Here is a 16969-nt window from a genome sequence, read left to right as displayed (position 1 = left end):
CGTTATTAAATAGACTCAGGACCCGGGGCATATTGATTTCCATCAAATCCCCCACACAGCGCTTTTGCTACCTTACCTGCATTTGCCGCCCTGGGAGTATGCAATGGAGCTGGTTTGTCCGGCGGGAAGTCCTCCCGCTCTTCGCGCCGCCGTGGATAATGGCGCCGACGCTGTTTACATCGGATTCAAAGACGATACCAACGCCCGCCATTTCGCCGGGCTGAATTTCGACGACGCCAAAGCTCAACAGGCGCTGGCTTACGCCCGCGACCGTGGCGTGAAGCTCTTCGTCGCCATCAATACCTATGCGCAATCCCAAGGTTGGGAGCGCTGGCGCAACGCAGTGGATAAAGTCGCCGGATTACAGGCGGATGCGCTGATCGCCGCCGATATTGGCGTCATGGATTACGCCGCCCGCCAATATCCCCAGCTTAATCTGCATCTCTCCGTACAGGGCTCCGCCACCAACTATGAAGCGCTGCGCTTCTATTACAACCGTTTCAATATCAAACGGGCGGTCCTGCCCAGAGTCTTGTCTTTGCCGCAGGTGCGGCAGGTGGCGTCGCAAAGCCCGGTTGATCTGGAAGTCTTCGCTTTCGGCAGCCTGTGCATCATGGCCGAGGGGCGCTGCTATATGTCGTCCTACATGACCGGTGAATCGCCCAACAACAGCGGCGCCTGCTCGCCCGCCAAGTTCGTAAAGTGGGAACAGAAAGACGGACGCCTGGAGTCCCGCCTAAACGGCTCTCTCATTGATCGCTTCGAAGCGGACGAAAACGCCGGTTATCCCACTTTATGCAAGGGACGCTTTGACGCCGGCGACAGCCATGCTTTTCATGTTTTTGAAGAGCCGACCAGCCTGAATACCCTCGATCTCATTCCAGAACTCGCCGCGACCGGCGTCAAAGCGGTGAAGATAGAAGGCCGGCAGCGCAGCCCGTCTTATGTCGCACAGGTCGTGTCCACCTGGCGTCAGGCCCTCGATTGCTTCCAGCGCGAGCCTGCGGCGTTCCGATGTCAGCAAGATTGGCTGGAGGCGTTACAGGCGCTGTCTGAGGGCGCGCAAACCACATTGGGCGCGTATTCACGTCCCTGGCAGTAAATCAGCGGGCGCATACCTCAGGTCGCGTATGCCCGAACCACCAACAGAAGGCGCAGTACTATGAAAATATCTCTGGGTCCCCTGCCTTATTTCTGGCCAAAAGACATGGTCGTTCAATTCTATTCCCAAGTCGCCGCCGCGCCGGTCGATATTGTCTATCTCGGAGAAACTGTCTGCTCCAAGCGCCGGGAGATGAACTTGCGCGACTGGCTGGACATCGCCGATTCACTGCTTGATGCCGGAAAAGAAGTCGCGCTTTCCACCCTTGCGTTGATAGAAGCGGAATCAGAATTAAAGTCCCTGCGCGCTATCTGCAAAGCGGCCAATGCAAACGAACGCCTGAGCGTGGAAGCCAATGACATGGCGGCGGCGCACCTGATGTCGGAAGCCGGAAGGCCTTTCATCGCCGGCCCTTACCTGAATATCTATAACGCGCCAGCGCTGGAAATCATGCGACAAGCAGGCGCTAAACGCTGGACGCCGCCCGTAGAAATCAGCCGTCACGCCCTGGAAGGCATTCTGGGGAGTCTCGCCTCCCCCATTGAAACTGAGTTATTCGCATACGGTCATCTTCCCCTTGCGCTCTCCGCCCGCTGCTTCACAGCCAGATCAGAGGGATTGCCCAAAGACGACTGTCGTTTCGTCTGCAAGAAATACCCTCAAGGCATTCCCACACGAAGCCAGGAAGGCGAAACCTTGTTCAACCTCAACGGCATTCAGACGCAGTCCGGCAAGTGTTATCACCTGCTGAATCAATGGCGCGATCTGCAGCATGCAGGCGTGAATGTGATTCGTCTAAGCCCTGAGTCGCCGGATACCCTGCGGGTCGCAGAGAGTTTAGCGCTGGCGCTCAAACAGGAGCAGGACAAAGTCCTGCCATACCAGCTCAACCACAGCAATGGATACTGGAGCCGAATCCCAGGCATGGAGCTGGCGGCGGGACCGCAGGAAACGCCTCATCTCTCCTGAGGCTTATCCCGGAGACAAAAGCAGGCTTAAAAATATCCCTGCATGATTTTATCGACGTCGATCTTTTTCAGGCCCTCGCTGAACACCTTGGCGAGCTCTTCCCCACGAGGGCCTTTTTTGAAGCAGATATAAAGCTTCTTGTCTTCCAGTAAGGTCGGGTTGAACTCAATCGCGCCCGCGGCGGATTTAAGGCTCGCCTCAGTGGATAACAGGTATTTCATGACGTTTTTGTCCACCACAGCCAGATCGATACGGTCAGACACCAGCTTCATCAGGTTCTTCACGTCATCTCCCGCCTCGCTCGCATTGAGCTGTTTGTTGGCCACCATGTCGTCAAACTCAGCGGTATTCACATAACCACTGACCACGCCGATGCGATATTTGGCGAGGTCCGGCAGCGCTGACCAGTCAATCTGATGATTTTTACGCTGGGCGAAACCCAAAGGGCCTGAGCCCATCGGCTCGGACAGAATAAAATCGTCTTCCAGCTCTTTGGCGTAGTACTCAGGGAAATAGCCGTCATAGGCCGGATCGTTCTTGGCCAGGGCCACGGCGCGCTTCCAGGGGTAGAATTTCACTTCCAACGTGTAACCCATGGCGGCGAACGCCTCTTTGGCCACCGCCGCGCTGGCGCCCTGGTTGGCCAGACCTTCCGAGGTATAGGGCGGCCAGTCCAGGGACGTCAATTGCACGTTCTTACCTTCAGCCCTCACCTCAAGACCTACAGCGGCGATAAAGACAGTCAAAACAGATAGAATAAGGCGCTTCATTAAAGCCTCCTAATTGCGTTGTTCACAGGCGTCATTTCGTCACTTCTGGCTAAAGTATAGACATTAAGTCTTAGACCGGAATTGACGTTGGCCATGCAATCCACTTTAATCGCGGGGTTGAAGAGGGTCATACGTTAAACGTTGCCAGAAAAGTCACTTTTCCCGCGATTTTCGCGGAGTCACAGAGTCAGGGTTATACACATTGAGCAAACCGCCCATTCTTACGCTTGCCGACATCACCAAACGTTTTGATACGCAAGAAGTGCTGTCGGGCTTCAACTTGAGCATTGAAGACGGAGAATTCTTTACGATTTTGGGGCCGTCAGGCTGCGGCAAAACCACCGTGCTGCGCCTGATCGCCGGATTTGAGGGCGCGGATGAAGGGCGCATCATGCTGAACGGGCAGGATGTTTCCAAGCTGTCCGCGGAAAAGCGACCGGTGAATACGGTGTTTCAGAGTTACGCCCTGTTCCCCCATATGACCGTGTTCGACAATGTGGCCTTCGGTCTGAAAATGGCCAAGGTCAGCAAGCCGGAAATCGCCGAACGCGTAAAAGAGGCGTTAGCCACCGTACGCCTGTCTGATTTCGCCACGCGTAAACCGCATCAGCTGTCAGGCGGTCAGAAACAGCGCGTCGCTATCGCCCGCGCGGTAGTGAATCGCCCCAAAGTATTGCTGCTGGACGAATCCCTCAGCGCCCTGGATTACAAACTGCGCCAACAGATGCAGATGGAGCTGAAACAGTTACAGCGCAAGCTGGGCATCACCTTTATCTACGTCACCCACGATCAGGAAGAAGCCCTGTCCATGTCCGACCGCGTTCTGGTCATGCACAATGGTCAGGCGCAGCAGGTAGGCACACCGCGTGAAATATACGAGTGCCCGAATAATCTGTTCGTCGCCAGCTTTATTGGGGAAATCAACGTATTCAACGCGGAAATCCTGGAAAACCTGGGGGATTACCGCTATCTCGCCGCGATGGACGGCTTCAAGCGTGAGATTCACGCAGACCGCCGTTTCGAGGCGGGCGATAAAGTACATGTATTACTGCGCCCGGAAGACTTGAGGATTGAATATCTGGAGGATGCGCCAGATCGTCCTGGTTTCTCAGGAAAAGTACTGGAGCGCAATTACACCGGACAGACCCTGGACTCACAGATCCAGTTGCCGTCAGGACAGACCATCATGGCCAGTGAATTCTTTGATGAAGACGATCCTGACTTCGACTACAGCATCAATCAGAAAGTCTGGGTCGATTGGGTGCATGGCTGGGAACACGTGATCAAAGCGGAGTCCTGACGTGAGCCAATCGCCTTTTCGCCGTTTCATTATCATTTTGACGCTGGCCTGGCTGGCGTTGTTCGTTCTGGCGCCCCACTTTCTGGTAGTGCTGACCAGCGTAATGACGCCTGACTCCGAGCATCTGGCGGTCTGGCCGATGACACTGGACGCCTACGCCCGTATCTGGGAGCCCCTTTACGCCGACGTTTTCTGGCAGAGTCTGGCGCTGTCCGCCAAGGCGACGCTGATCTGTCTGTTGCTCGGCTACCCGTTCGCCTACATTGTCGCCAAGATGTCACCGGCCTGGCGCGCCTTCATGATGTTCCTGATGATCATCCCCTTTTGGACCAACAGCCTGATACGCACCTACGCCATCAAGCTTTTGCTCGGCAATAAAGGCCTGTTCAACTGGGTGCTGGAGGCCATTGGCGTCATCGATGCCCCTATTCAGATGATTTATACCGAGTTCGCGGTCGTGTTCGGCCTGACTTACATCCTGCTGCCCTTTATGGCCCTGCCGTTGATCTCCAGCTTCGACAAGCTGGACAAGGATCTTATTGAGGCTGGCCACGATCTGGGCGCGGGATTCTGGCAGCGCTTCTATCACATCGTACTGCCGCTCACCATGCCGGGGGTCGTCGCTGGATGTTTGATTGTATTCCTGCCCGCCATGGGCATGTTCTATGTGGCGGATCTGCTCGGCGGCGCCAAGAACCTGCTGTTGGGCAACATCATCAAGAATCAGTTCCTGGTGGTGCGGGACTGGCCGTTCGGCTCCGCTTTCAGCGTCACCCTGATTGTCATCATGGGGATGATGTTATGGCTGTATTACGCCGCCAACAAGAAAGTACAGCGCATGGGAGGCCTCGATGATCAGAATCTTTAAGTCCGGTTTTCTCGGCCTGATCTTCCTGTACCTGTATCTGCCCATACTGGTGCTGGTGGTCAACTCGTTCAATGAATCCAAGTACGGCTATGACTGGAAAGGCTTCTCCTGGCGCTGGTATGAAAAGCTGTGGAATAACGATGCGTTGATGGACGCCTTCGGTAACTCTCTGCTTATCGCCTGTCTGTCCGCGACAGCGGCGACAGTCATTGGGGCGTTAATGGCGCTGGCGATCTATCGCTATAAGTTTCCCCTCAAGAAAACCGCCGGCAGCTTATTGTTCGTGGTGATGATGTCGCCGGATATCGTCCTGGCGATAACCTTCCTGGTTATTTTTATCGCACTGGGAATTCAGCTGGGATTCTGGTCCCTGTTGATCGCCCACATCACGTTCTGCCTGCCTTTTGTCGTGATTACCGTTTACGCTCAATTGAAAGGGTTTGACGATAATTTACTGGAAGCGGCGCAGGATTTAGGCGCCAGTGAAAGCCGCATCTTTCGCCTGATCATTTTACCGATTATCCTGCCCGCCGTTATTTCCGGCTGGCTGCTGAGTTTCACACTGTCTCTGGACGATGTCATTATCAGCTCATTCGTGACCGGACCCGGTTTTGAGATTCTGCCCATTCGGGTGTTCTCAATGGTGAAGGTGGGCATTTCGCCTGAAGTGAATGTGTTGGCCACAGTATTGCTGTTTATTTCTTTAACTCTTGTCACGGTGGTGACGCTACTTATGAAAAGGAAAACCGAAGCATGAAAAAAACCTCCTTTGTAACTGGCTTCCTCTTCGCGGCAGGCTTCCTGTTCGCCGCTATAGGCACAGCCCGGGCGGCGGAAAAAGTGGTCGTGTACAACTGGACGGAATACATACCTGAAGGCGTGCTGGACGAGTTCACCGCCAAGACCGGCATTGAAGTGGAGTACGCCACTTACGAAAGCAACGAGGTCATGTACGCCAAAGTCCAACTACAAAAAGGCAAAGGCTATGACGTCGTCGTGCCTTCTGGCTACTACATCTCGAAAATGCGCAAAGAAGGTCTGTTGGCGCCAATCGATAAGTCCAAGCTTTCCAACTTCAAGCATCTGGACCCGAACCTGCTGAACAAACCCTACGATCCGGACAACCAATACAGTATCCCCTACACTTGGGGCAGCACGGGCATTGGCATTAATGCGGAAGCGATCGATCCCAAGAGCATTACCTCCTGGAAAGATCTGTGGGACCCCAAATGGAAAGGCAGCCTGCTGCTGACTGATGACGTTCGCGAAGTGTTCCACATGGCGTTGAAAATTAACGGCCACTCCGGCAACTCCACTGATCCTGCGGAAATCAAACAGGCTTATGAGCTGCTGAAAACACTGATGCCTAACGTGTTGGTTTATAACTCAGACGCGCCCCGTGAGCCTTATATGGCCGGCGACGTCAACCTAGGCATGATCTGGAACGGAGAAGTGATTCAGGCGCAACAGGAAAACCCGGACATCCAGTATATTTATCCCAAAGAAGGCGCGGCATTCTGGGTGGACAGCTTCGCCATTCCCGCTGGCGCTGAGCATAAGGAAAATGCGCTCAAGTTCATCGACTTCATGCTGCAACCGGAAATCGCCAAGCGTTGCGTGGAGTTTATCGGCTACGCCACTCCCAACAAATCAGCGCTGAGCCTGCTGGACGAAAAGCTGCGTAACAATCAAACCATCTTCCCACCCGCCGAAGTCATCCAGAAAGGCGACTTCCAGCAGGACGTAGGCGAAGCCATGGAAATTTATAACGATTACTGGCAGAAGCTGAAAACCGGCAACTGATCGCAGTTCAAAAGCAGGCCGGAGAGTTATTCCGGCTTGCTTGTCTTCTCACCACTCTCCCCGTTCAACTGACTCCCACCCTCATTACGACGACACAGACTCGCCTGTCGCTCGCTGGGTCGAAAGCCCAAGGATTCATAAATTCGCGCAGCGTGGTAGTTTTCATCCGCCACCATGACCAATATATCTGCCCGATCAAAACCCGCTTTGGCGACGGCGTGCACCAGTGTGTGGCATATCCCCCTGCTTCGATGGGAGGACTTGGTCAGCACGTTCTGAAACCGGCCGATACGCTCATAAAAAAAGAGACCAACACTGCCCACCAACTCTCCCTGCTGAAACGCGCCGAACCAATCTCCTCTTCCCGCAACGATCATGCTGCGGTACATATCCCGAACGCCTTGAAGGAAGGCGACATACTCCTCCTTCGGCTGATCGACATCCCGCTCCTGCAGCTCAAGCTCATACCAAGCGCGCCAATCTTCCTCCGACTGCAGCGTCCGCACATCAATATCAGCGTTAACCTTCTGCGGCTCTAACAGCGCTGCTTGCCTCGCAGTGAGGACCGCACATTCCATGTACTCATAACCCCGCTGCATAAAACCGCTCATATCAGCCCCGTCCTCTTCACCGCTGACGCGCCACTGAAACGCAAAATGCTTAATCCGCGGCGGCGCGCCAACATAACGCGCAAAATCCAACTCCAAATCAGTCCACTGCCCCGCCTGCGGCGGCGCCTTCAACAACAGATAATTGCCAAAGTAATAATTCGGATTGCTCGGCGTGGTAATCACAACATACCGACCCACATCCTCAACCACACCGGAATACTGGCTGAACACCAAATCAGTCTGTAATCCCAGGCTTGGCATGGGGTGCTCCTTTATTACGTCTACTCACATTACTGGACGTTGGTAATGCCTGCCCAACAGGCTGAAGTTAATATGCCCGTCACTTGTTTTCTAAAATTTAGTTAATCTTTTGGGAAAAAGCTTATAAAATAGCGCGCTTGTTAACCAGTAGTATGCTGGAGCTTCATCGAACGGAATCATCCCTGTCGTAGCATTCCCATCAATGCAGTCGCCCCATACCCCCTGATAAATAGTAATTCCCCCAACCAGATTAGTCTGATCATTGGAGTTTTTAGTGTCTTTTCGCTGTATTACACACTTCATTTACTTATCCTGTGCTTTAGTTCTCTCTGCTAGCGCTTACGCTGAAGAAATCAACCCATTGCTTCCTAAAGAGTGCAAGTTTCCAAAAACTTATTCTCATAGGCAGCTTGATAATGGCCTAAGGGTACTAACCATATCTGACCCTTCTCTAAATAAAGCACGTTTCTCGCTGGAAGTTGGCGTAGGAACTCAACAAGATCCCGAGGACATTCTTGGCATGGCTCATTTTCTAGAGCACATGCTTTTTCTTGGATCAAAAAATTATCCAGCTGTTGACAGTTTACAGTCTTTTCTCGCTCAGCATGGGGGGTCAATAAACGCCACTACGGACTATGAGGCTACAAACTACCACTTTGATGTTGATCCAGAGCACTTAGAGAAAGCCCTGGACCTTTTTTCCGACGCTATGGCCGCCCCTACCCTTGATACTAAATATGTAGGCAGGGAGAGAAAGGCAATCCAAGCGGAATATCGGTATAGAAAAGACATGTACTACTGGCGATTAAGCGAGGTCGCCGCTGAGTCCTTCGCAGATCGTCATCCGATCACTCGTTTCGGTATGGGCAACCGAAAATCTTTTGCCGCATTTAGCGATGCAGAGCTGGCGCAGCGTGTTAGAGCTTGGTGGGAAGCTCACTATAGCGCAGACAAGATGGTGCTTGTTGTAAGCGCTCCGCAATCCAATGAGCTACTTGAAACATTGTTGAAAGACAGGTTTAGCCACCTACCTATACGACCTTCAGCAACGCCACCGTCGCCCCCGAAAGCATTGAGCTTGGAGAAAGTTCCTTCTATTGTTAAAGCCAAACTCAATGACGACGAAAGATATATGATCCTATATTTTCCAATCGAAAATATTCGAAGTGAGTTTAAGTCAGCGCCAGAAGAGTTTATAAGCTACCTACTGGAGCAACAGGTTCCCAACACACTGTCCAGCAGCTTACGCGATAATGATTATGCCAGTGGTTTATCAGTTCAGTTCAATACAAGCGACCCCGATGCATCAAGGATAGAGATATACATCGACTTATACTATCAAGGAGGCGAGCAGTACTGGGATGTCATCCGACGCTTAATGGCCTATGCTGATTTATTAAAAAAAGAACCACTGGATGAATGGAGATATAAAGAATTTCTGAAACATAAAGGCCTGCAAAAGTGTTTCTTTGAGTCGCTAAACATCACAGAAACCACGAGTAATTTACGTCGCTATGGGCCGAATTATGCATTAGCCAAAGGCTACGTGTCGGAAGAGTTTAAACCACAGCTTTATCAGAAGTTACTAGACGCCATACGCCCAGACAACATGATAGCTGTTATCGCACACCCTAATTTTATAGTATCTGGTGAAACAAAATGGTTTCATACGGCCTATTCCGCTAATAAGCTTTCGGTTTCTGATCAAAAGCATTATAAGCCTAAAGGCGATTATGGATTTCTTCTTCCTTCCGCCAACCAATTTTTGCCGAAGGGCGAGATAGAAGTTATAAGTGGCTCAGATGACGAGCCTCATAGGCTCAGCTCTCACCCCAATATTAATGCATGGCATGGAAAAAACACTGAGGTCGGCAGCCCACTTGCCTATTATTACGTATTACTGCGATCACCCGAGATGGATCAAGACCGACGCTCTTCAGCGTTATCCCAATTATTTTGGAGTCTATTGCAAGACAAACTTAAAGAGCAGCTATCCATTGCTGAAGAAATTAACACCAGTCTGAATATTAGCAGGGTTAAAAACGGCTTTGAACTGCAGTTTCAAGGCTATCCCGAAAGCATAGAACTCTTACTTACGAATGTACTTAATGAAATCAAGGATTTTCGTGAGAAAGAACGCCATTACGAAGAATATCGCTATGGCTGGATGTATCACTTAAAAAAATATAAAGAGCGGACACATCCATTGGTTATGGCCAATTTTTTTACAGATGAAATTATTCACTTACCTAGCTATGGCTTAGCTGAGCTCGCTTCAGGTATGCGCGAAGCATCTTATCCCAGAATGATTAATCTCTTGGGCGACTTTAGAGACAATCTACATGTAACCACTTTTTCCTATGGAAACATTGAGAAACCACAGGCTGAAAAATGGAGCAAAATGATTTCAGATACAATTATCAGCGAAACCAACTCCGCTAAAGTAAGAGAGTATATTACTCGTCTACCATTAGGAATCACGCATGTTATTGAGGAGTCAGAGTTCACTGACTCTGTCTCTATGATATATGTCCAAGGCAACTCTGCAAGTTATAGTGAGCAAGCAAACTTTGGTCTTCTGGAAAAAATGTTATCTGACTCTTTCTTCAAAGAGTTACGCACAGAAAAACAGCTTGGCTATGTAGTGCACGCAACTATTAGTAATTATTTGAATATTCCTGGCATGAATTTCATCATGCAGTCGCCTGTTTCCGCGCCGGATAGATTAGAGCAAGAAACACTAAGCTTTTTGGAATACTTCCAGGGGCGGTTGACAAGTATGCAGGATAACGACTTTGACGTGTTTAAAAACTCTTTAACGGCAGAGCTTAACGCCCCGAAAAAAACACAAGAGAAGTCTTCTTTATACTGGAGAGAAATTGCGAATGGAAGCCTCCATTTTGACAGCGAAGCACGTATGGCGGATGCAATAAAGTCGATCTCTAAAGATAGCTTCATCGAGTGGTATAGAAACAGTTTTGTAAGCAAAAATAAGCGGGTATTGTCCGTACTTATTGAAGGAAAATCTCACGCTATTGGTTCCAAATGGAAATCCAAAATATCAGATACCTTATTAGGCTCATTAGAAAAGTTCCATGACAAAAACCCAAAATGGGTCTTGGAGTCACCACAGCTCGAAAGTGCTGAGATAATGCTTAGCAGGCAGTAATTTAAAACTGCCCATAGGTGACGCCACCTATGGGCTAGCCTCCACCAAGTCTTAGTCCCCCAGCCACTTATACATAACCAACGCATCCACCAGTCCAAGCTTTGAGTGACGGAAGGCTTTGGGAAGGCGGCCGGCGATGTCATAGCCCAACTTGCGCCACAGATTAACCGCGACTTCGTTAGTGGATACCACAAAATTGAATTGCATGGCTTTGTACCCATACTTTTTCGCCATGGCCTGCGAGTGTTCGCACAGGGACGCCGCCACACCTTTGCCACGGGCGGCTTCCGCCACCATGTAGCCACAATTGCTGACATGGGAGCCCAACCCCAATTGATTTTGTTTCAGGTAATAGGTTCCCAGGACTGTATCGCCTTCAACTGCGACATAGGTTTTCTGTGGCTGCCGCAACCATAATTCGTAGGCTTCCTCTTTACTTGTGTCAGGGGCGTAAGCATAGGTTTCTCCCGCGACAGCCACAGAGTGAAATATCCGCCAAATCTGCTCAAAGTCCTGTTCTAACGCCTCTCTTATTTCCATGAATGCCTCGTTGTCACATGTTTCGCTTTTCCTGTAACCGCTTATTTAAGCGGGGCCGTTTGGAAGCATAACTGAATATCCATGGCCTAAAAAAGAGTAAGTAATCTCCATTTTGACAAAAATACTGTTTTTATATACAGTGTTTTTATTTAAACTTAATTCTACTCAGACAATGAACAAATCAGGGCTAGAACAAGCAATTAATCGAGGCCAGATATGGCGAGGAAGACATTTCTCTTCAGCCCCAATAAAAGGATTGGATACTGGCTTTCCATCTTTGAACCAAGCATTGGCCGACGGTGGATGGCCAGCGGATGGCGTGACAGAAATAGGATATAGATCACCAGGTATGGGAGAGGTCAGCCTTTTGTTTCCGGCTTTGGCTCCATTAAGCCATCAAGAACAGTGGATACTGTGGGTAGCGCCGCCGTATCCACTATATGCGCCTGCATTAATTAATGGCGGTTTAAGTCTCTACAACAACCTGATAACGCAACCTCAATCTCGCAGGGATTTGCTCTGGTCGATAGAAGAAAGTCTGAAAAGCTCATCGTCCGCCGCGGTACTGGCATGGCCTGGGAGCATGCGACCAGAGCACGTGCGTCGACTACAGATTATTGCCGCTCAACAGCAAAAGCCGTGCTTCTTGTTTCAGGATAGACAGTACGCCAACTCGCCCAGCTCATTGAGAGTTCGTTTAAATATGCTCTCTCAAGGAGTCTTATGCGTGGAGATCCTAAAACAGCGTAGAGGGTGGGCGACATCCAAAGTGGCCATAGACTCGCTACATCCGCTCTCTCTTTTTAGGCGCTCCTCATTTCACACGGAAGCCGAAAGTGACGCTCGTAGGGAAAGAACCAGGTAAGTTCAAAGGCGGTATGATCTTATGCGATGGTTATATCTTTACTTTCCACACCTGTATGCAGAAACGTGGAGTCCAGATTTCAGAGAAACCACTCCCATTGCTCTGATTCAGGAAAATGGTTCTGTCATTGTTGACGCAAACGCGAGCGCCTCGGACTCAGGCGTGGATACTGGGATGCTATTAAACACAGCATTCTGCCTATGCCCCACCTTACAGGTTCTCCACATAAAGCCCCACAAGCAAACGCAAGCAATACATCGAGCAGCGCAAATTGCTAACCGCTTTTCCTCTTGGGTCAGCCTGGACGAGCCTAACGGTTTGTATTTGGAAGTCGCCTCAATGAAACGCCTGTATACACGCCCTTCACAATTGCGCCAGGACATTCAGCAGGCGTTTTCAGCCCTTGGCGTTACCACGTTGAACGCAACAGCGCCTCACCCCAAAGCCGCCCGCCTCCTTGCTCGCTCAAACCTAGAAAAAGATGTAAACGCCGAGAGTTTTTGGCGGGCGCTCAAGCTCCTGAAATTAGATCGCCTGAAGCTGGAGAGTCGTACTGAATATAAGCTGCGCAAGGTGGGTCTAAAAACTATTTATGATATCGCCAAACTTCCAAGCTGCGATCTTGCGTATCGAATCGATGCAGACCTTGCTTTGTATCTTGACCACGCGCTTGGCCGCAAACCTTGGCGGCCTTCGCCTTTTACTCCTCCAAGCCGTTTCAAAAAGCGGCTAGACCTGGAGCAGGAATTTGAAAGCCTACAGCCTTTGCTCTTCTACTTAGCCAAAGCCATTAAAGAGTTCTGCCTTTTTTTACAGGAGCGCTGCCTGATTAGTCAGTCCTTGGAAGTACGCCTTATTCATCGTCATCAACCGCCGACCCTAGAGAGCATCAGACTCGCACAGGGAGATAACCGGCCCGACTCCTGGTTATACATCCTGAATAAGAGCCTGGAGAGAATAGAGCTGTCCGCCCCGGTTGTAATGGTTGAGCTTTTCGCCTCCAACTTTGAAGAAGCGCCCCAACAGTCAGAGTATTTATTCGCTCATTTCAACGAAAATATTGCTGCTGAAAAAACACGCTTGCTCAATCGACTGGCTGCCCGGCTGGGCTCCGATCATGTGCATTTTCTTAGTCTGACCACCGACCATAGACCAGAACTAAAAACCCAACAAACGCCGTTACCCGCGCTTGTAAAACATCCACGTTCACGCACCTCACCACAGCCGGTTTGGCTGCTGCCTTCGGCGCCGCTTATCAATATTGAGTCTTATAAGCTGCTTCATGGGCCACTACGCATAGATTCGGGCTGGTGGGATAAATATGCCGTAAAGCGGGACTACTATGTTGCCGTCACTCCAAACAATAGTTTGCACTGGATTTTTCATACCCCTGAAAAACAGTGGTTCCGGCACGGTTTTTTTTCCTGAAACAGCAATTATTCCATGTCCTTCGCCGAGCTCCATTGCATAAGCAACTATTCATTTCTAAAAGGCGCGTCTCACCCTGAAGAGCTAGTGCAACAAGCCATTGAACAGGGCTACAGCGCCTTGGCGATCACGGACGAGTGCTCCGTCGCCGGCGCTGTCAAAGCGTGGCGAGAGCTACGCCGACTCAGGGAGGAAACTCCTGAAGCTTCAGCGTTTAAGCTAATCATTGGCAGCGAGTTTAATTATGAAGGAGATTGCTTTGTCGTACTGACGCCCCATAAAAAAGCTTATGGCGAACTCTGCCGGTTTATTACCAACTGCAGGAGAAAGGCAGAAAAAGGGGACTATCGATTTTCACCTCATGACCTTAATGAAAGCATCAAGCAAGGCCTCCTACTTTGGCGCCCCAAGCGAAGTGATCAAGAGTTTATCCCAGCGTTAGTACAAGCGTTCTCTGGCCGTCTATGGCTATTGTTGGAGCTATCCCTGTCAGAAGAGGACAGCTCAAAGCGAGAGCTTATACAAACGCTATCCGAGGCCTATAGCCTCCCTGTTGTGTGCAGCAATGAAGTCAAGATGCATACGCCCGAGCGAAAGCCGCTTCACGACGCACTGACAGCAATTCGCCTCAATCAATCTGTGGACTCTATAAAAGAGCGCCTGGCTCCTAATGCGGAAAACTATTTACGCCCTTTAAGTGAAGTTCATGAAACTTATCCCCCTAGCGCAATACAAGAGAGCCTGAAGGTCGCAGCGAGGTGCACATTTGAGTTGAATGAAATCCGTTACCAATATCCCAAGGAAGTCGTTCCCGAAGGAGACGACCCTAGCGCTTATTTACGTCGCCTGACTTATGAAGGGGCGCATCTTCGTTTTCCACAAGGCATACCTGAATCAGTTTTAGCTACATTGGAGAAAGAACTTAAGATCATCAGTGAGTTGCAATATGAGTATTACTTCCTGACTATTTTCGACATTGTGGATTACGCGAAAAAATCAGACATACTCTGTCAGGGAAGAGGCTCGGCCGCAAACTCTGTGGTTTGCTATTGTCTTGGTATAACCGCTGTTGACCCCACCAAAGCCAGCCTTCTTTTTGAGCGCTTTATATCCAAGGGACGTGACGAACCACCAGATATTGATGTGGATTTCGAAAATGCGCGCAGAGAAGAAATTATCCAATATCTCTATCGGCGCTACGGCCGTGAGCGCTGCGCCATTGCTGCAACCGTAATTACTTATCGCCCCAAAAGCGCAATAAGGGACTTGGGTAAGGCGCTAGGAGTCGACTTATTGCAGCTCGAAAATGTGATCGCTAACTATGGCTGGCGATATCGGGGACAGAACTGGATAGATGAAGTCATCACGCCTCAGGTTTCTCAGGACAATCATATCCTGACATGTTTTAAAGAGTTGCTACCTGAACTGCTAGGCTTTCCAAGGCACTTATCTCAGCACGTAGGCGGCTTTGTTTTATCCGCTGGCCCTTTAGTTGAATTGGTCCCAATAGAAAATGCCACAATGGAAGAGCGTACAGTCATACAGTGGGACAAAGACGATCTTGAGTCTCTTGGATTAATGAAAGTCGATGTGTTGGCGCTAGGCATGCTGACAGCACTGAAAAAATGTATGACATATATTAGTGAAATAACGGGAAAGACGTTCTCTTTGGACAGCATCCCCAAAGAAGAAGATTCCCAAGTTTATGGCATGTTGCAGCAGGCCGACACAGTTGGGCTCTTTCAGGTGGAGTCTCGCGCCCAAATGAACATGCTTCCTCGTCTCAGACCAGAAAAATACTATGATCTTGTGGTGCAAGTGGCGATTGTCAGGCCTGGTCCGATTCATGGCGATATGGTTCACCCCTATCTGCGTAGACGACATAGTCTGGAAGATCCTGAAGACGTCCCGTTACCTGAGCTAAAACCCATTCTGAAACGTACCTTCGGCGTTCCCATCTTTCAGGAACAGGTTATCGCCATAGCCATTGTTGGGGCTGGTTTCACTTCCGAAGAAGCAGAAGAACTAAGACGCTCTATGGCTAGCTGGAAACGCCGCGGTCATATGGGCAAGTTAATGGACAAACTGATAACCAATCTGCTTAACAAAGGTGTACGCCAGGAATATATTCAGCGTTTATGTCGACAAATAGAGGGCTTCGGCGAATACGGCTTTCCTGAGTCCCACGCCGCCAGTTTTGCGCTGCTGGCCTATCATTCGGGCTGGCTTAAATACTATTACCCTTCCTCTTTCTGCTGCGCACTCTTAAACAGCCAGCCAATGGGCTTTTATGCTCCCTGGCAATTAGTCCAAGACGCTCAACGACATGGCGTTATCGTCTTGCCCGTGGATATAAATAATAGTTACTGGGAGCACCGTTTAGAACCACACACTGACAACACAAAAGAAGGTGCTTTACGGCTGGGGTTCAAGCTCGTTAAAGGGTTATCAGAAGAGGCTGTAGTCTCTATTATCCAGCATAGAACCGACGAAGGTTTTACTTCTCTCGCACAGGTAATGCATCTTCCGAAAATAACTAGAGAAGACCTTGAAGCCCTTGCCTCCGCCAACGCTCTGACTTCGTTAGGCGACAATAGATATCAGCAACGTTGGGAGTGCTCAGGCTTTCTTTATTACTATCAACTCTTCTCCGAGTTTGAATACAGAGGCGTAGACTTCAAGCCTCCCAGCCGTTTGGACAACATTTATGAAGATCATGCCAGCACAGGCGTAGTGCTAGGTGACCACCCCCTGGCCTATCTCCGAGAAGCCAATCTAATTCCTCACTGCTCAACAGCGGTTGAACTGCTAAACCAAAAATCCGGCCTCAAGACCCATGTCGCAGGCGTAGTCATTAATAGACAACGCCCAAAAACCTCGACCGGAGTCACCTTTCTCACGCTGGAAGACGAAACAGGCTCAATCAATATCATTGTCTGGAAAAAAACCGCGATGGCGCAGATGGACGCTCTCGTCAAGTCGCGACTGCTAATGGTATACGGGGAGATCGATAAGGACGACGAAGGGAGGACTGCGCACGTCATCGCCCACCGGTTGATAGACCTGACGTCACATCTGGAAGGTCTGGAGTCACACTCGCGGGACTTTCACTGAGTGTTTGCAGAAGGGATAGCTGTGGCGCAGGGCCCGACGTTAAATTTCAGGCAAAAAAAACCCGTCACGAGGACGGGTTCTTCGTATTAAGAGCCTGACGACGACCTACTCTTGCATGGGTAATCCACACTACCATCGGCGCTGGACTGTTTCACTTCTGAGTTCGGAA

Annotated in this window: 13 protein-coding genes; 10 read left to right on the top strand and 3 right to left on the bottom strand. The window is 50.1% G+C overall.

Going from position 1 to position 16969, the window contains the following annotated elements:
- Window positions 1-103 precede the first annotated feature (103 nt).
- On the top strand, window positions 104-1102 hold the full coding sequence (locus KP814_RS23605; protein ID WP_216739074.1) for a peptidase U32 family protein: 999 nt from the start codon (window positions 104-106) through the stop codon (window positions 1100-1102).
- A gap of 60 nt (window positions 1103-1162) precedes the next feature.
- On the top strand, window positions 1163-2071 hold the full coding sequence (locus tag KP814_RS23600; protein WP_216739073.1) for a U32 family peptidase: 909 nt from the start codon (window positions 1163-1165) through the stop codon (window positions 2069-2071).
- A gap of 26 nt (window positions 2072-2097) precedes the next feature.
- Here KP814_RS23600 and KP814_RS23595 read toward each other — a convergent pair whose 3' ends face one another.
- Window positions 2098-2841 (bottom strand): ABC transporter substrate-binding protein, encoded by a 744-nt coding sequence (locus KP814_RS23595; protein ID WP_216739072.1) that lies wholly within the window; start codon window positions 2839-2841, stop codon window positions 2098-2100.
- A gap of 202 nt (window positions 2842-3043) precedes the next feature.
- Here KP814_RS23595 and potA point away from each other — a divergent pair, with 202 nt between their 5' ends.
- Genes potA through KP814_RS23575 form a run of 4 tightly spaced genes read left to right on the top strand, consistent with a single transcriptional unit; the run spans window position 3044 to window position 6812 of the window.
- Window positions 3044-4141, top strand: coding sequence for a spermidine/putrescine ABC transporter ATP-binding protein PotA (potA, locus tag KP814_RS23590; protein ID WP_216739071.1), 1098 nt, complete (start codon window positions 3044-3046; stop codon window positions 4139-4141).
- Window position 4142: 1 nt separating this feature from the next.
- Entirely contained in the window at window positions 4143-5009 is an 867-nt protein-coding gene (potB, locus tag KP814_RS23585) for a spermidine/putrescine ABC transporter permease PotB (protein ID WP_127972307.1), read from the top strand.
- The gene (potC, locus tag KP814_RS23580; protein ID WP_216739070.1) at window positions 4993-5766 is read left to right on the top strand and encodes a spermidine/putrescine ABC transporter permease PotC; all 774 of its coding nucleotides are present in this window, start codon (window positions 4993-4995) and stop codon (window positions 5764-5766) included. Before potB ends, potC begins: the two co-directional genes overlap by 17 nt.
- A complete protein-coding gene (locus KP814_RS23575; RefSeq protein ID WP_216739069.1) occupies window positions 5763-6812 on the top strand; it encodes an extracellular solute-binding protein in 1050 nt (349 codons plus the stop codon). The genes potC and KP814_RS23575 overlap by 4 nt, the downstream gene beginning before the upstream one ends.
- Window positions 6813-6838: 26 nt before the next feature.
- Here KP814_RS23575 and KP814_RS23570 read toward each other — a convergent pair whose 3' ends face one another.
- Window positions 6839-7684 carry a GNAT family N-acetyltransferase gene (locus KP814_RS23570; RefSeq protein ID WP_216739068.1) on the bottom strand — a complete coding sequence of 282 codons (846 nt, stop codon included), beginning with the start codon at window positions 7682-7684 and terminating at the stop codon, window positions 6839-6841.
- Between the two features lie 274 nt (window positions 7685-7958).
- On the opposite strand from KP814_RS23570, the gene KP814_RS23565 reads away from it, so the two are divergent.
- Entirely contained in the window at window positions 7959-10853 is a 2895-nt protein-coding gene (locus KP814_RS23565) for an insulinase family protein (RefSeq protein WP_216739067.1), read from the top strand.
- A gap of 51 nt (window positions 10854-10904) precedes the next feature.
- Here the strand turns inward: KP814_RS23565 and KP814_RS23560 are convergent, their stop codons facing one another.
- Entirely contained in the window at window positions 10905-11393 is a 489-nt protein-coding gene (locus KP814_RS23560) for a GNAT family N-acetyltransferase (RefSeq protein WP_127972315.1), read from the bottom strand.
- A 172-nt stretch (window positions 11394-11565) separates the two neighbouring features.
- On the opposite strand from KP814_RS23560, the gene imuA reads away from it, so the two are divergent.
- The 3 genes from imuA to KP814_RS23545 are packed head-to-tail and all read left to right on the top strand — an operon-like array spanning window position 11566 to window position 16800.
- On the top strand, window positions 11566-12258 hold the full coding sequence (gene imuA, locus KP814_RS33490; protein ID WP_371824087.1) for a translesion DNA synthesis-associated protein ImuA: 693 nt from the start codon (window positions 11566-11568) through the stop codon (window positions 12256-12258).
- A 21-nt stretch (window positions 12259-12279) separates the two neighbouring features.
- A complete protein-coding gene (locus KP814_RS23550; protein WP_216739065.1) occupies window positions 12280-13686 on the top strand; it encodes a DNA polymerase Y family protein in 1407 nt (468 codons plus the stop codon).
- A gap of 15 nt (window positions 13687-13701) precedes the next feature.
- Entirely contained in the window at window positions 13702-16800 is a 3099-nt protein-coding gene (locus KP814_RS23545) for an error-prone DNA polymerase (protein WP_216739064.1), read from the top strand.
- Window positions 16801-16969 lie beyond the last annotated feature (169 nt).

Origin of the sequence: Hahella sp. HN01 (genome assembly GCF_018986435.1) — a bacterium.
Classification (GTDB): domain Bacteria; phylum Pseudomonadota; class Gammaproteobacteria; order Pseudomonadales; family Oleiphilaceae; genus Hahella.
The sequence above is the reverse complement of the archived record's forward strand: the minus strand, read 5'-3'. Positions and strand labels throughout refer to the sequence as shown.

What these genes read in the sequence shown, in the direction of transcription:
- imuA (WP_371824087.1), top strand. Translation starts at nt 11,566, where the DNA reads ATGAACAAATCAGGGCTAGAACAAGCAATTAATCGAGGCCAGATATGG.
- KP814_RS23575 (WP_216739069.1), top strand. Translation starts at nt 5,763, where the DNA reads ATGAAAAAAACCTCCTTTGTAACTGGCTTCCTCTTCGCGGCAGGCTTC.
- potC (WP_216739070.1), top strand. Translation starts at nt 4,993, where the DNA reads ATGATCAGAATCTTTAAGTCCGGTTTTCTCGGCCTGATCTTCCTGTAC.
- KP814_RS23550 (WP_216739065.1), top strand. Translation starts at nt 12,280, where the DNA reads ATGCGATGGTTATATCTTTACTTTCCACACCTGTATGCAGAAACGTGG.
- KP814_RS23560 (WP_127972315.1), bottom strand. Translation starts at nt 11,393, where the DNA reads ATGGAAATAAGAGAGGCGTTAGAACAGGACTTTGAGCAGATTTGGCGG.
- KP814_RS23570 (WP_216739068.1), bottom strand. Translation starts at nt 7,684, where the DNA reads ATGCCAAGCCTGGGATTACAGACTGATTTGGTGTTCAGCCAGTATTCC.
- KP814_RS23545 (WP_216739064.1), top strand. Translation starts at nt 13,702, where the DNA reads ATGTCCTTCGCCGAGCTCCATTGCATAAGCAACTATTCATTTCTAAAA.
- KP814_RS23605 (WP_216739074.1), top strand. Translation starts at nt 104, where the DNA reads ATGGAGCTGGTTTGTCCGGCGGGAAGTCCTCCCGCTCTTCGCGCCGCC.
- KP814_RS23595 (WP_216739072.1), bottom strand. Translation starts at nt 2,841, where the DNA reads ATGAAGCGCCTTATTCTATCTGTTTTGACTGTCTTTATCGCCGCTGTA.
- KP814_RS23600 (WP_216739073.1), top strand. Translation starts at nt 1,163, where the DNA reads ATGAAAATATCTCTGGGTCCCCTGCCTTATTTCTGGCCAAAAGACATG.